Origin of the sequence: Pseudomonas sp. BF-R-26 (assembly GCF_019947395.1) — a bacterium.
Taxonomy (GTDB): Bacteria; Pseudomonadota; Gammaproteobacteria; order Pseudomonadales; family Pseudomonadaceae; genus Aquipseudomonas; species Aquipseudomonas farris.
In genome coordinates, this window is record NZ_JAGYGK010000005.1 from 359722 (window position 1) to 376335 (window position 16614).

Consider the following 16614-nt stretch of genomic DNA (forward strand, 5'->3'; position numbering starts at 1 on the left):
ACTAATTATTTCAAGACCTCATCCGTTCTCATTGGTGAATGGCTGCGGGCGCAAGCTCCGGCCAAACCAGCATTCCCAAGCCTTGCGCGGTCGGCGAAGACCGCGTCCTGCATGTCCATGAACGGGCGTGACGTACGAAAACCGATTCCACTTGCAAGCCGAATTCAGGCAGGAAACCTCATGACCGACGCGTTCGAACTCCCTAGCACACTGGTCCAAGCCCTTCAGCGCCGCGCGGCCCTGACGCCGGACCGGGTGGCCTTGCGTTTTCTCGCCGAAACCCAGGATCAGGCTGTGGTGCTCAGTTATCGTGAGCTCGATCAACGGGCGCGAACCATTGCCGGCGCGTTGCAAGCCGAGGCTTCGTTCGGTGATCGCGCAGTGCTGCTGTTTCCCAGCGGCCCGGATTACGTCGCGGCGTTTTTTGGCTGTCTGTACGCAGGTGTAATTGCAGTGCCGGCCTATCCGCCTGAATCGACCCGTCGTCATCACCAGGAACGTCTGCTGTCGATCATTAGCGATGCCGAACCGCGATTGCTGTTGACCAGCGCCGACCTGCGCGACGCGTTGCTGCAAATCAACGAGGCGCCGCCGCTGCTGTGTGTCGACACCCTTGACAGCGCCTTGGCCGAACGCTGGGTCGCGCCGGACTTGCACGGCGACCACATCGCCTTCCTGCAATACACCTCCGGCTCCACGGCGTTGCCTAAAGGTGTGCAAGTCAGTCACGGCAACCTGGTGGCCAACGAACTGCTGATTCGTCATGGCTTCGGCATCGATCTGAACCCCGACGACGTGATCGTCAGCTGGCTGCCGCTGTACCACGACATGGGCCTGATCGGCGGCCTGTTGCAGCCGATTTTCAGCGGCGTGCCCTGTGTGTTGATGTCGCCGGCGTACTTCCTCGGCCGACCATTGCGCTGGCTGGAGGCGATCAGCGAATACGGCGGCACCATCAGCGGCGGGCCGGACTTCGCCTATCGACTGTGCAGCGAACGGGTCAGCGAATCGGCGCTGGAACGCCTCGACCTGAGTGGCTGGCGCGTGGCGTATTCCGGTTCCGAACCGATTCGCCTCGACACCCTGGAACGCTTCGCCGAGAAGTTCGCTGCGTGTGGCTTTACCTCGGACAGCTTCATGGCCTCTTACGGCCTCGCGGAAGCCACGCTGTTCGTTGCCGGCAGCCCGCGCGGTCAGGGCATCCCGGCATTGCGCGTGGATGATCAGGCCTTGGCGCAGAACCGAGCCGAGCCGGGCGATGGCAGTCCGATCATGAGTTGCGGCATCAGCCAGCCGGATCACGCAGTGCTGATTGTCGATGCCGTATCGCTCGAAGAACTCGCCGACAACGCGGTCGGTGAGGTCTGGGCTGCCGGGCCGAGCATCGCCCATGGCTACTGGCGCAACCCCGAAGCCACGGCCAAGACTTTCGTCCAGCACGCTGGCCGCACCTGGCTGCGCACCGGCGACCTGGGCTTTTTGCGTGACGGGGAATTGTTCATCACCGGGCGCCTGAAAGACATGCTGATCGTTCGCGGTCACAACCTTTATCCGCAGGACATCGAGCAGACCATCGAGCGTGAAGTGGAGGTGGTGCGCAAAGGTCGCGTGGCCGCATTCGCGGTCAACATCGAGGGGCAGGAAGGCATTGGCATCGCCGCGGAAATCAGCCGCAGCGTGCAGAAAATCCTGCCGCCCGAGGCGCTGATAAAAGCCATCCGTCAAGCGGTGGCCGAGGCGTATCAGGAAGCACCGAGTGTGGTGGTATTGCTCAATCCGGGGGCGTTGCCGAAGACGTCCAGTGGCAAGTTGCAGCGCTCGGCGTGCCGCAATCGCCTGGTCGATGGCAGCCTCGACAGCTATGCGCTATTCCCGTCGGCAGACGTCGCAAACGCGTTTGAAACCAACACCGGCTCAGAGCTGCAAACCCTGATTGGCCAGATCTGGTGTGAGCAATTGCAGGTCAAGCAGGTCAACGCCGACGATCACTTCTTCCTGCTCGGCGGCAACTCCATCGCCGCCACTCAAGTAGTCGCACGCCTGCGTGAAAAGCTGGGGCTGGAGCTGAATCTGCGCCTGTTGTTCGAAGCGCCAACCCTCGGCGCATTCGCTGCCGCGGTCGCCCGGCAACAACAGCATGGCGGCGTGGCCCAAGGCGCGATCATGCCCTTGTCGCGCAGCGAAGCCATGCCGCAATCCCTGGCGCAAAACCGTTTGTGGATCACCTGGCAACTCGACCCGCAGAGCAGCGCCTATAACATTCCCGGTGCCTTGCGCCTGCGCGGCGAACTGGACGAAGACGCCTTGCGCGCCAGTTTCCAGCAACTGATCGAGCGTCATGAATCCCTGCGCACACGGTTTTTCGAGCGTGACGGCGTAGCCCTGCAACAGGTCATTGCTGCCGGCGAATTCAACCTGCAAGTGATCGACATCAGCGACCTGCCAGCCGCCGAGCGTGAAGCCCGCGCGCAGCAGATCCGCGAGGACGAAGCCCGCACCCGGTTCGATCTGGAAAAAGGCCCGCTGCTGTGGGTGACCCTGGTGCGCCTCGGCGATGAGGACCATCAATTGCTGGTGACGATGCACCACATCATCGCCGACGGTTGGTCGATGAACGTGCTGATCGACGAATTCTCGCGGCTGTACGCGGCCGCTTCTCAAGGCCAGAGCGCCAGCCTTCCAGCGTTGCCGACGCAATACGCCGACTACGGCAGTTGGCAGCGCCAGTGGTTGGCGCAAGGGGAGGGCGAGCGTCAACTCGCCTACTGGAAAGAACAGTTGGGCGTTGATCATCCGACCCTGAACCTGGCCACTGATCATCCACGTTCGGCGCAACACATTCACAGCGCCGCCCGCCATACGCTGCGTTTGGACACGAGTCTGAGCGAGGCCATTCGCCAGACCGCCCAGGCCCATGAGTCGACGCCGTTCATGCTGTTGCTCGCGGCATTCCAGAGTCTGTTGCATCGCTACAGCGGTCAACGCGACATCCGCATCGGCGTGCCGAATGCCAACCGTCCGCGTCTGGAAACCCAAGGGCTGATCGGTTTCTTCATCAACACCCAGGTGCTGCGCGCCGAGGTGGATTTGCGACTGCCATTCGTTGAGTTGCTGGCGCAAACCCGTCAAGCCGCATTGGGTGCGCAAGCGCATCAGGATCTACCGTTCGAGCAACTGCTCGAAGCTTTCCCGCAGGCCCGCGAGCAGGGCTTGTTCCAGGTGATGTTCAACCACCAGCAACGGGATCTCACTGCGCTGCGTCGCTTGCCGGGACTGCTCGCCGAAGAGCTGCCGTGGCACAGTCGCGAAGCCAAGTTCGATCTGCAACTGCACAGCGAAGAAGACCGCAATGGTCGCCTGAGCCTGTCGTTCGACTATGCCCGCGAGTTGTTTGACGTGGCGACTATCGAGCGACTGGCCGAGCATTTCGCCAACCTGCTGCGAGCCATTTGCGAGCAGCCAAAAACCGCTATCGGCGACCTGCAACTGCTGACGTCGAGTGAGCACGATCAGCAATCCGCCTGGGGCGCCGCATCGTGTACACCCGCCAATCAATGGCTGCCTGAGTTGCTCAACGAACAAGCGCGCCAGACCCCGGAGCGCACCGCGCTGCTGTGGGACGGCGGCGGCATGGGTTTTGCCGAACTGCATACCCAGGCCAACCGCCTGGCACATTACCTGCGCGACAAAGGCGTCGGCCCGGACGTGTGCGTGGCCATCGCCGCCGAGCGCTCGCCGCAGTTGCTGATCGGCTTGCTGGCGATCATCAAGGCTGGCGGCGCTTATGTGCCGCTGGACCCGGACTACCCGGCTGAACGCCTGGCCTACATGCTCAGCGACAGTGGCGTCGAACTGTTGCTGACCCAAACCGAATTGCTCGACCGCTTGCCGGCCACCGATGGCGTCAGCGTGATCGCCATGGACGCCCTGCATCTGGAGAACTGGCCAAGTCATGCGCCGGGTCTGCATCTGCACGGCGACAACCTGGCCTACGTGATTTATACCTCCGGCTCCACCGGTCAGCCGAAGGGCGTTGGCAACACTCACGCGGCCCTCGCTGAACGGCTGCAATGGATGCAAGCCACTTACCGCCTGGACCAGACCGATGTGCTGATGCAAAAAGCGCCGATCAGTTTCGACGTGTCGGTGTGGGAATGCTTCTGGCCGCTGATCACCGGGTGCCGCCTGCTGCTCGCCGGCCCCGGCGAACACCGCGATTCGCACCGCATCGCGCAACTGGTCGAGCAATTCGGCGTGACCACACTGCACTTCGTACCGCCGTTGCTAGCGTTGTTCATCGACGAACCGCTCAGCGCCGAATGCACCAGCCTGCGCCGGCTGTTCTCCGGCGGCGAAGCCTTGCCCGCCGAACTGCGCAACCGAGTGCTGGCGCACCTGCCGGCGGTGCAACTGCACAACCGCTACGGCCCGACCGAAACGGCAATCAACGTCACCCATTGGCACTGCACAATGGCTGATGGAGAGCGCTCACCGATTGGCCGGCCATTGAGCAACGTCCTCTGCCGAGTACTCGACAGCGACCTCAATCCGGTACCGACCGGTGTGCCGGGCGAACTGTGTATCAGCGGTATCGGATTGGCCCGAGGTTACCTTGGTCGTCCAGGCTTGACCGCGGAACGCTTTGTGGTCGATCCGCTGGGCGAGCAGGGCGCACGTCTGTACCGCACCGGCGACCGTGCCCGCTGGACCGCCGACGGCGTGATCGAATACCTCGGTCGTCTCGATCAGCAAGTCAAACTGCGTGGTTTTCGTGTCGAGCCGGAAGAAATCGAAGCGCGTCTGTTGGCGCAGACCGGAGTCGCCCAAGCGGTGGTGCTGGTGCGCGAAACGGCGGCGGGCGGGCAGTTGATCGGTTACTACACCTCTACCGATTCCGCTGAAGCTATTGAGGCTCAAACCACGCGCCTGAAAACCGCGCTGGCCGCTGAGCTGCCGGAATACATGGTCCCGGCGCAACTCATGCGTCTGGATGAAATGCCCCTGAGCCCGAGCGGCAAACTCGACCGCCGCGCCTTGCCGGAGCCTCAATGGCAAGTTCGCGAACACGTCGAACCGGTCACTGCTCTTGAGCAACAAATCGCCGGCATCTGGCGTGAAGTGCTGGGCCAAACACAGATCGGCCTGCGCGATGACTTCTTCGCCCTCGGCGGCCACTCGCTGCTGGCCACGCAGATCATTTCCCGCACCCGCCAGGCCTGCGACGTCGAGTTGCCGCTAAGGGCGCTGTTCGAGGCCAGTGAGCTGGGCGCTTTTGCCGAGCAGGTTCGCTTGATCCAGGCCAGCGGCAAAACCAACAAGCAACCGCCGATCGAGAAGGTCGACCGCAACCAGCCGGTGCCACTCTCCTATTCCCAGCAACGCATGTGGTTCCTCTGGCAGATGGAACCGGACAGCCCGGCGTACAACGTCGGCGGCATGGCGCGGTTGCGCGGCGTGCTGGATGTCGGGCGTTTCGAAGCGGCATTGCAAGCGCTGATCATTCGTCACGAAACCCTGCGTACGACCTTCCCGAGCATCGACGGCGTGGCCCGCCAACAGGTTCATCCAGACACCCGCCTGCGCATGGACTGGAAGGATTTTTCCGCGCTGGCGGTCGACACCCGTGAGCAACGGGTACAACAACTGGCCAATGACGAAGCCCATAAGCCATTCGATCTGGAAACCGGGCCGCTACTGCGTGCTTGCCTGGTCAAGACCGCCGAGCAGGAGCATTACTTCGTCCTGACCCTGCATCACATCGTCACCGAAGGCTGGGCGATGGACATTTTTGCCCGGGAATTGAGCGCGCTCTACGAAGCTTTCGTCGATGACCGCGAATCGCCGCTTCAGCCGCTGCCGGTGCAGTATCTGGATTACAGCGTGTGGCAGCGTCAGTGGCTGGAGTCCGGCGAACGTCAGCGCCAACTCGCTTACTGGACCGCGCAACTGGGCCGCGAACATCCGCTGCTGGAATTGCCCGCCGATCGTCCGCGTCCGCCGGTGCAAAGCCATCAGGGCGAACTGTTCCGCTTCGACCTCAGCGATGACCTCGCGGCGCGGGTTCGTGCCTTCAATGCCTACAACGGTCTGACTCTGTTCATGACCATGACGGCCGCGCTGGCGGTGCTGCTTTACCGCTACAGCGGCCAGACCGATCTGCGCATTGGTGCGCCGGTGGCCAACCGCATTCGCCCTGAAAGCGAAGGGCTGATTGGCGCGTTCCTCAACACTCAAGTGCTGCGTTGCCAGCTCGACGGGCAGATGTCTGTCGGCGAGTTGTTCGAGCAGGTTCGCCACACGGTGATCGAAGGCCAGTCCCATCAGGACCTGCCGTTCGATCATCTGGTGGAAGCCTTGCAACCAACCCGCAGTGCGGCTTACAACCCGCTGTTCCAGGTGATGTGCAACGTGCAGCGCTGGGAATTCCAGCAGAGCCGCACCCTGGCCGGGATGACTGTCGAGTACCTGGCCAACGATGCGCGAGCGACCAAGTTTGACCTCAACCTGGAAGTCACCGACCTCGACCATCGCCTCGGTTGCTGCCTGACTTACAGCACCGATTTGTTCGATGAACCGCGCATTGCGCGCATGGCCGGGCACTGGCGCAATCTGCTGGAAGCGTTGCTCGCCGATCCGCAACAGCGCCTCAGCGAACTGCCGTTGCTGGAAGCCACTGAACAGCAAAACCTGCTCGACAGCCTCGGCATTGAGCCGGGCGAGCATCGTCTCGATCAATGCATCCATCACCTGTTCAGCGAACAGGCGCTGGTGCGCAAGGACGCGCCGGCCCTGACGTTCGCCGGGCAAACCTTGAGCTACGCCGAGCTCGACAGCCGCGCCAATCGTCTGGCCTGGATGCTGCGCGAGCGCGGTGTCGGGCCGCAGGTGCGGGTTGGCCTTATGCTTGCGCGTTCACTGGAGATGGTCATCGGCCTGCTGGCGGTCCTCAAGGCTGGCGGCGCCTATGTGCCGCTGGACCCGGAATACCCGCTGGACCGCTTGCACTACATGATCGAAGACAGCGGCCTCGGTTTGCTGCTCAGCGATGCAGCGATGTTCGCGGCGCTCGGTGAACTACCGGCCAACGTCGGCCGCTGGTGCCTGGAAGACGACGCCGCTGCACTGGTCAACTATCCGGCCAGCGATCTGCCGTTTATCAGCCTGCCGCAGCATCAGGCGTATCTGATTTACACTTCGGGCTCCACCGGCAAACCGAAAGGCGTGGTGGTGTCCCACGGTGAAATCGCCATGCATTGCCGTGCAGTGATCGAGCGCTTCGGCATGCGCCCGGACGACTGCGAGTTGCACTTCTATTCGATTAACTTCGATGCCGCGACCGAACGTCTGCTGGTGCCGCTGTTGAGCGGTGCGCAGGTTGTCCTGCGTGCTCAAGGCCAGTGGGATGCGCAAGAAATCTGCGGGCTGATTCGCCGTCATAACATCAACATTCTTGGTTTCACCCCAAGCTACGGCAGCCAGTTGGCGCAATGGCTGGCGACCCAGGGCGAAACCCTGCCGGTGCGCATGTGCATTACTGGCGGCGAGGCCCTGACCGGCGAACACCTGCAACGGATTCGCGCGGTGTTCAAACCGAGCGTGTTTTTCAACGCCTACGGCCCGACTGAAACCGTGGTCATGCCGCTTGCCAGTCTGGCACCCGAGCAACTGGAGGAAGGGCTGGGCAGCGTGCCGATCGGCAGCGTGATTGGCGCTCGCGTCGCTTACATCCTCGACGCCGATCTGGCGCTGGTGCCACAAGGCGCGACGGGCGAGTTGTATGTCGGCGGTGCCGGTCTGGCGCAGGGGTATCACCAGCGTCCGGGCATGACTGCAGAACGGTTTGTCGCCGATCCTTTTGCAGCGAACGGCGGGCGTCTGTATCGCACCGGCGACCTTGTCCGTCAGCGCGCCGATGGTCTGGTTGAGTACCTCGGCCGGATTGACCATCAAGTGAAGATTCGTGGTTTCCGCATCGAATTGGGCGAGATCGAAACCCGTTTGCTGGAACACGAATTCGTGCGTGAAGCGGTGGTACTGGCCCTCGACGCCCCGAGCGGCAAGCAATTGGTCGGCTATCTGGTCACCAGCGTGGCCGAACAGGATGAAGCGCAACAAACTGCATTGCGCGAAGCGTTGAAGGCGCACCTCAAATCGCAGTTGCCGGATTACATGGTGCCGATGCACTTGATCCTGCTGGCCAGCATGCCTCTGACCGCCAACGGCAAGCTCGACCGTCGCGCACTGCCGGCACCGGACCCGGAGTTGAATCGACAGCAGTACGTGGCGCCGAGCAACGAATTTGAGCTGACCCTAGCCGGGATCTGGTGCGAAGTGCTGAACGTCCAGCAGGTCGGCCTCAACGACAACTTCTTTGAACTGGGCGGCGATTCGATTCTGTCGATCCAGGTGGTCAGCCGTGCGCGGCAGCAGGGCATCCACTTCAGCCCGCGTGATCTGTTCCAGCACCAGACCGTGCAGACGCTGGCCGCCGTCGCGACCCGCACCGAGCAGGTCATGGCCGAGCAAGGTTTGCTGAGCGGTGAGTCGCGTTTGACGCCGATTCAGCACTGGTTCTTCGACACTGAAATCCCGCAGCGTCAACACTGGAACCAGGCGTTGCTGCTGGAGCCGACCGTAGCGCTCGATCCACATCGTCTGGAGCAAGCGCTGCTGGCGGTGATCGAACAGCACGACGCCTTGCGCCTGCGCTTTACCGAAGTCGCCGGCCATTGGCAGGCCGAGCATCAGGCGGTTTCCGACGCCGCCGTGCTGTGGCAGGTGCACGTGCCGGCCATGGACAAATGCGTGGCGCTGTTCGCCGATGCCCAACGCAGCCTCGACCTTGAGCAAGGGCCGCTGATGCGGGCGCTGCTTGTCGATGATCCTGAGGGGCAACAACGGCTGTTCATCGCCATTCACCACCTAGTGGTGGACGGGGTGTCGTGGCGGGTGCTGCTGGACGATCTGCAAACGGTTTATCGTCAACTCGAGTCCCGGCAGTCGGCAAAACTGCCGGCAAAAACCAGCGGCTTCAAGGACTGGGCCGCACGGTTGCAGGCTTACGCCGGCAGCGAATCCCTGCGTGAAGAATTGAGCTGGTGGCAGACGCAACTGGCCGGCCCAAGCGCTGAATTGCCCTGTGATCGTCCGCAGGGTGGTCAGCAAAATCGTCACGCGCAAACCGTCAGCGTGCGCCTCGACAGCGAGCGTACCCGCCAACTGCTGCAACAGGCGCCGACGGCCTATCGCACTCAGGTCAATGACCTGTTGCTGACCGCATTGGCCCTTGTGGTGTGCCGCTGGAGCGGTCACGAATCGGCGTTGATTCAACTCGAAGGCCACGGTCGCGAAACCCTGTTCGACGAGATCGACCTGACCCGCTCCGTGGGCTGGTTCACCAGCGCCTATCCACTGCGCCTCACACCCATGAGTGAACAGGGTGCGTCGATCAAAGCGATCAAGGAGCAACTGCGCGCGGTGCCTCACAAAGGTTTGGGTTATGGCGTGCTGCGTTACCTGGCCGATGGTGTGTGCCGTCAGACCATGGCTGCTTTGCCCGTGGCGCCGATCACTTTCAATTACCTGGGGCAGTTCGACCAGAGTTTCGGCAGCGATGCGCTGTTCCGTCCGCTCGATGAACCGGTCGGCGCGGCCCATGATCCACACGCTCCGCTGCCTAACGAGCTCAGCGTCGACAGCCAGGTGTATGGCGGTGAGTTGGTGCTGCGCTGGACCTTCAGCGCCGAACGCCACGATCTGCAAACCATCACCAAACTGGCAGAGGCGTATCTGGGCGAATTGCAAAGCCTGATCCAGCATTGCCTGAGCGACCACGCGGGCGGGCTGACGCCGTCGGACTTCCCGTTGGCCCGACTGACTCAGCCGCAACTCGACGCATTGCCAGTGCCAGCGGCGATGATCGAAGACGTTTACCCGCTGACCCCGATGCAGGAAGGCATGCTGCTGCACACCTTGCTCGAACCGGGCACCGGCCTCTACTACATGCAGGACCGTTACCGCATCAACAGCGAGCTCGACCCGCAACGTTTCGCTCAGGCCTGGCAAGCGGTGATCGCCCGACATGAAGCCTTGCGCGCCTCGTTCTGCTGGAATGTCGGCGAAGACATGCTGCAAGTGATCCACAAACCGGGCAGCACGCCGATCGAATATCTGGACTGGAGCGCGGTTGCCGAAACCGAGCAAGAGCCGAAGTTGCAGGCGCTGCTGAAAAGCGAGCGTGAGGCCGGGTTCGATCTGCTCAATCAGGCACCGTTCCACCTGCGCTTGATCCGTGTGGGCGCGGCGCGTTACTGGTTCATGATGAGCAACCACCACATCCTCATCGATGCCTGGTGCCGTTCGCTGCTGATGAACGATTTCTTCGAGATCTACACCGCCCTCGGCGAAGGCCGCGAAGCGCAACTGGCTGTGCCGCCGCGCTATCGTGATTACATCGGCTGGCTGCAACGCCAGAGCCTGGCCGAAGCGCGGCAGTGGTGGCAGCAGAACCTGCAAGGTTTCGAGCGCACCACGCCGATTCCGAGCGACCGGCCGTTCCTGCGTGAACATGTCGGCGACAGCGGCGGCATGATCGTCGGCGACCGCTATACCCGACTCGATGCCCACGATGGTGCGCAATTGCGCGAACTGGCTCAGGCCCATCAGCTGACCATCAACACCTTCGCCCAGGCAGCATGGGCGCTGGTGCTGCGTCGCTTGAGCGGTGATCGCGACGTGCTGTTCGGTGTCACGGTCGCTGGGCGCCCGGTGGAAATGCCGGAGATGCAACGCACGGTCGGGCTGTTCATCAACAGCATCGCCCTGCGGGTGAAAATGCCCGAAGACGATCAGCGTTGCAGCGTTCGTCAGTGGCTCAGCGGTTTGCTCGACAGCAACATGCAACTGCGCGAGTACGAATACTTGCCGCTGGTGAGCATCCAGGAAAACAGCGAACTGCCCAAAGGCCAGCCGCTGTTCGACAGCCTGTTCGTGTTCGAAAACGCGCCGGTGGAAGTCTCGGTGCTGGACCGTGCGCAAAGCCTTAACGCCACCTCGGATTCGGGCCGCACCCACACCAACTTCCCGTTGACGGCGGTGTGTTATCCGGGCGATGACCTGGGCTTGCACCTGTCCTACGACCAGCGATATTTCGACGAATCCACGGTCGAGCGCATGCTCGGCGAATTCAAGCGCCTGTTGCTGGCGCTGGTCGAAGGCTTCCATGGCGACATGGCCGATCTGCCGCTGCTGGGCAACGAAGAGCAGGACTTTCTGATTCATGGCTGCAACCAGAGCCAACACGAGTATCCGCTGGAGCAGAGCTATGTCTCATTGTTCGAAGCGCAGGTTGCCGAGCATCCACAGCGAGTTGCCGCCAGTTGCCTGGATCAGCAGCACAGCTACGTTGAGCTGAACCAGCGCGGCAACCGTCTCGGCCATGCGCTGATTGCGGCCGGCGTCGGCCTGGATCAACCGGTGGCGCTGCTCGCCGAACGTAACCTCGATCTGCTGGGCATGATCATCGGCAGCTTCAAGGCCGGTGCCGGTTACTTGCCGCTGGACCCGGGCCTGCCGAGTCAGCGTCTGAGCCGGATCATCGACCTGAGCCGCACGCCGTTGCTGGTTTGTACTCAGGCGTGTCATGAACAAGCCGTCGCGCTGCTGGAAGAGTTTGGTTGTGCCAACCGACCTCGATTGCTGGTCTGGGAAGAGGTGCAGGCGAGTGATGTTTCGGTGGCCAATCCGGGTATTTACAGCGGCCCTGATAATCTTGCCTACGTGATTTACACCTCGGGTTCCACCGGTCTGCCGAAGGGCGTGATGGTGGAGCAGCGCGGCATGCTCAATAACCAGTTGAGCAAGGTGCCGTACCTGAAATTGAGCGCCGCCGATGTGATCGCTCAGACCGCTTCGCAAAGCTTCGATATTTCGGTCTGGCAATTCCTCGCGGCACCGCTGTTCGGCGCTCGGGTGGACATTGTGCCGAACAGCATCGCCCACGATCCACAAGGCTTGCTGGCCCATGTTCAGAGCCACGGCATCACCGTGCTGGAAAGCGTGCCATCGTTGATTCAGGGCATGCTCGCCCAGGACCGCATGAGTCTCGACGGTCTGCGCTGGATGCTGCCGACCGGTGAAGCAATGCCGCCGGAACTGGCGCATCAATGGTTGCTGCGTTACCCGGAAATTGGCTTGGTGAACGCCTATGGCCCGGCGGAATGCTCGGACGATGTGGCGTTCTTCCGCGTCGACCTGGCTTCGACGCGCGGCAGTTATCTGCCGATTGGCACGCCGACCGACAACAACCGTTTGTACTTGCTCGATGGCGCGCTGGAACTGGTGCCGTTGGGGGCGGTGGGGGAGTTGTGTGTGGCTGGTACCGGTGTGGGGCGCGGCTATGTGAGCGATCCGTTGCGTACCGCTCAGGTGTTTGTGCCGAACCCGTTCGGCGCACCGGGGGATCGCTTGTATCGCACCGGCGACCTGGCCCGACGTCGCAGTGACGGCGTGCTGGAATACGTCGGGCGTATCGACCATCAAGTGAAGATCCGCGGTTACCGCATCGAACTGGGTGAAATCGAGGCCCGTCTGCACGAGCAACCGGAAGTTCGCGATGCAGCGGTCGGTGTGCAGGAAGGCGTCAACGGCAAGCATTTGGTCGGCTATCTGGTTGCAGCGGATTCGTCGCTGAATCCGAACGAACGACTGGAGCGTATCAAGCAACGTCTGCGCGCAGAATTGCCGGAATACATGGTGCCGCTGCACTGGTTGTGGCTCGACAAGCTGCCGCTCAACGCCAACGGCAAACTCGATCGCAAGGCCTTGCCGGTACTGGAAATCGGCCAGTTGCAGAGCCAGGACTATCAGGCGCCGCGCAATGAGCAGGAACAGACCCTGGCGGATATTTGGGCCGAGGTGTTGAAGGTCGAGAAGGTCGGCGTGCATGACAACTTCTTCGAACTCGGCGGGCATTCGCTGCTGGCCACACAGATCGCCTCGCGGGTGCAAAAAGCCCTGCAACGCAACGTGCCGCTGCGGGCGATGTTCGAGTGCAGCACGGTGGCCGAGCTGGCCGAGTACATCGACGGATTGGCGGCGAGCGACATTACCGAGGAGAAGGTGGATCGGTTGAAAGACCTGATGGCGGAGTTGGAGGGGCTTTAAAGTCAAAAGATCGCAGCCTGCGGCAGCTCCTACAGGTGTACGCCGAAGCTGGCGAAGCCTGCGATCTTTTACACTTCAACCCGGTTAACTGTCGGACCCATGCGGCTCAGTCGGCGCTGTATCAGGATTTCCGCGCGACACTAATTACGCTGCCGGCCGACTGTCTGCGTGAAAGATCGTGCCGATGTGCGGCGATCAGGACAAACCACGGCCGCCGTCGGAAACCAAAGAGATGGCCGAGTTGATCGGCTACCCGTATGTGTTGGTGGCCGGAAGCGGGGCATATCTCCAATCTGGAGAACCCGGCATTCTTTACCGAGGCACTGTGGGCCTTCCTGGCTGAGAGGCAACTGTGTAATGCCTGAATAACAGGTCATTGCCTGTGGCCGTACGTAGGGGGGAGTTCCTTGTAAGCTGCCACCGGCGATGATCCCCCAACTCAGTGCCTGAGCCGTTGGTCGAGTATTTGGATTTTATTGCTCAAAACTATCAACTTTGACAGTAGCGCAATCCTTTTGTCAGCAGCCTTAATAGCCTTGTTCTAATCGAACAATCAAGTTTATTCCCTGACAGGAGGTCTTCCATGTCCAATCAGAAACCCAACGACATCGAACTACCGGTTCCCATCGTTGTAGATGCTTCGCACAATTCCACACTGGCTCCAGTCAACGCACTGGATGGCGCCAAGGTAAGAATTTTTTTTGATGGAAATACCCGTGATCACGTTATCCGCTTTTTTTTGGATAACTCTCACAGCGTCCAGATTTTTACCCTTCAATTGCAAGGTTCTGAAACAGCTATCGAATTTGTGATTCCTAACGAGATCATTGGAGCCTGCGTCGGCAAGACAGTAACGCTTCGGTACGAGGCAAGTCTCGGTGATCAGACGATGACGTCCCTCAAACTTCATTTGACGATCGAACACATCGCCCCCGCCGATCTACCGGCCCCGCGGATGCCTGATGTGTGCGTGGAGGAGGGGACAGAGTTTCTGGACCTGCGTCGATTCAGTGGGGATGGTCGGGTGCAGCTGGCTCCCTTTGTTTTTATTGCGTTGGGGCAAAGGGTTTGGATGAGCGCCGTCGGGCAACGAGGTTATCCAACTCATGTAACCCACGTACTGATCACCGCTTTTGAAGTCACCGAAGAGCAGGTCAGCAATGGTCTGGACTTAAGCATTCCTCGCCACTGGCTCAATGGGCTCGACGAGAAGTCTGCGCTGACGCTCAAGACCTTCGTCACTTTCGACGGCAGTTCCGATCTGACCACCGCTCACGAACTGCCCCGCACCACCCACCTGCTGCGCGTGTCGGATACCGACTTGCAGGCGCCAATGGTCGAGGGTGCCTCGGCAGGGGTTCTCGATCCAAATGAAACTGATGGTACCGCGATAATCTTGGCGTATGAGGGCATGAAATCCAGCGACGTAGTCACTCCTCACTGGAAAGGCACGCCGGATGAGGGAACACCAGAACTGGCGAGCTACCCGGGTTCGGATTCCGGGTCGATTCGCGTGCCCATTTCCGCCGACACGGTCGAGGCCTGTGCAGGCACGACTGTCGTCGTTGACTGCAGCGTCCTGCGCGACGGCATTTTGCGACCCTCGCCAGTAACCCGGGTGATGGTGCAGCGGCGACGCTTTGAACATAGGGAATGTTTTGATGGACAACCGAACCAATTAATTACTACCGGGAAAAGTATTGAGATTGAGACCATGACCATTACCCTGTTGGAGGGTGCCGGTACGGCGGGGATTAAGACTTTTTCCAGCACCCAAGGAATGTTGGAAGGGCCGGCTCTAGCGATGTGTATCAACGCGGATCATCAAGTGCCACCACAACGTTTGCGTGTTGATTTTAGATCCGAGTATGAACGACTCAACTTCGCATGGACCCACCACCATCGCCCTGGTGAAATCACCTATTACGGTGCAAACAATCTCTCGTTGGGTACACAGCACTTTGTCGGGAGTAAGCAAGGTGAACCCCTACACCACTGGGTCGATTTTACGGCGCCCTCCGGACACCGCATATCGCGTATGGAAGTCATTGTTCAGGACTATAGCTTTCTAGACTTCTTCACTATGTGCGGTTGATCTTCAATATGTACACAAGAGCCCGCGTTTGCACGCGGGCTCTGTGTTACTTAGGCCCCAGAATATTCACCAACTTATCCGGCGACGACGCACCTTGCTGTTGTTGCAACTGGTCCTTGTCGTCCATGTGGAAAATCGCTGGAGTGGCGGTCAGTTCCGGGTCTTCCATCAGTTGCATGTTCGCCGCGAGTTTTGCCTGAATGGCCGGCGGCACGTCTTTCAGCGCGTTGAGCGAGCTGTCCTTGCCGGATTTCTCGTGGTCTGCCAACGCTTTTTGCGGGTCCTTGGCGGCCAGCAGCGCGGCGGATTTGCCCGGGCTGTCTTCGCGAATGATGCCGACCATGATGTGCCGCAACTTCACCTTGCCGGCCTTGACCCACGGTCGCGTCGTGCGGGTGTACACCGAGCCCATGTAGGAGCTGGCGAAGCCTGCGATCTTTTGATCTTCAATCCGGTTGACTGCCGGCCCCCACCGGCTCAGTCTTCCTGTGCTTTTTTTATGGATCCGATTTCACCAGGGAGACAGTCAATGCCCTTCGTAACGGTTGATGGACAAGCGCTTCACTACATAGATCAAGGCACAGGCCCTGCGGTACTGCTGGCCGGCAGTTACCTGTGGGACCAAGCCATGTGGGCACCACAGATTGCGGCGTTGTCGCAGCACTATCGGGTCATCGCCCTGGACCTGTGGGGCCATGGCGAATCCGGGCGGATACCCGAATGCATGACGTCGCTGGATGACGTGGCGCGCCAGGCACTGGCATTGCTCGATCACCTGGACATCGATTGCGTCACGCTGGTCGGTCTTTCGGTGGGTGGCATGTGGGGTGTTCGACTGGCTCTGTCAGCACCGCAGCGGCTCAACGGTCTGGTGCTGATGGACACCTATGTTGGCGTCGAACCGGAACCGACCCGCCAATACTATTTCTCGCTGTTCAAGCAGATCGAAGACACGGGTGTGATCTCGTCGCAACTGCTCGACATTATTGTGCCGATCTTCTTCCGTCCGGGCATCGATCCGCAATCGGCGCTGTATCAGGATTTTCGCGCCAAATTGGCTGCGCAGCCGGCTGACCGCCTGCGTCAAAGCATCGTGCCGATGGGGCGGATTACCTTTGGTCGTGATGATTTGCTGCCGCGTCTGGGTGAACTGAACCCTGAAACCACGCTGTTGATGTGCGGCGATCAGGACAAACCGCGGCCGCCGTCGGAAACCAAAGAAATGGCCGAGTTGATCGGTTGCCCGTATGTGCTGGTGCCGGAGGCGGGGCATATCTCCAATCTGGAGAATCCGGCATTCGTTACCGAGGTGCTGCTGAAGTTTCTGGCCGACAGAAATTCATGTAGCGCGTGAT

At 60.8% G+C, this 16614-nt stretch carries 3 protein-coding genes and 2 pseudogenes; 4 read left to right on the forward strand and 1 reads right to left on the reverse strand.

Annotated features, from left to right (window positions below; translation table 11 throughout):
- The first annotated feature begins 180 nt into the window (after positions 1 to 180).
- The 3 genes and pseudogenes from KGB18_RS09475 (at position 181) to KGB18_RS09485 (ending at position 15259) form a co-directional block, all read left to right on the forward strand.
- Positions 181 to 13164, forward strand: a complete 12984-nt coding sequence (locus KGB18_RS09475) for a non-ribosomal peptide synthetase (protein WP_223569702.1) — start codon at positions 181 to 183, stop codon at positions 13162 to 13164.
- Positions 13165 to 13271: 107 nt separating this feature from the next.
- Positions 13272 to 13529: pseudogene (locus tag KGB18_RS09480) on the forward strand (alpha/beta fold hydrolase); the annotation flags it as partial.
- A 218-nt stretch (positions 13530 to 13747) separates the two neighbouring features.
- Positions 13748 to 15259, forward strand: a complete 1512-nt coding sequence (locus tag KGB18_RS09485; protein ID WP_223569703.1) for a hypothetical protein — start codon at positions 13748 to 13750, stop codon at positions 15257 to 15259.
- Between the two features lie 46 nt (positions 15260 to 15305).
- Here KGB18_RS09485 and dsbG read toward each other — a convergent pair.
- Positions 15306 to 15647: pseudogene (gene dsbG, locus KGB18_RS09490) on the reverse strand (thiol:disulfide interchange protein DsbG); the annotation flags it as partial.
- A gap of 141 nt (positions 15648 to 15788) precedes the next feature.
- Between dsbG and KGB18_RS09495 the strand changes: the two are divergent.
- Entirely contained in the window at positions 15789 to 16613 is an 825-nt protein-coding gene (locus KGB18_RS09495; protein WP_223569704.1) for an alpha/beta fold hydrolase, read from the forward strand.
- The last annotated feature ends 1 nt before the right edge of the window (position 16614 follow it).

What these genes read in the sequence shown, in the direction of transcription:
- KGB18_RS09485 (WP_223569703.1), top strand. Translation starts at nt 13,748, where the DNA reads ATGTCCAATCAGAAACCCAACGACATCGAACTACCGGTTCCCATCGTT.
- KGB18_RS09475 (WP_223569702.1), top strand. Translation starts at nt 181, where the DNA reads ATGACCGACGCGTTCGAACTCCCTAGCACACTGGTCCAAGCCCTTCAG.
- KGB18_RS09495 (WP_223569704.1), top strand. Translation starts at nt 15,789, where the DNA reads ATGCCCTTCGTAACGGTTGATGGACAAGCGCTTCACTACATAGATCAA.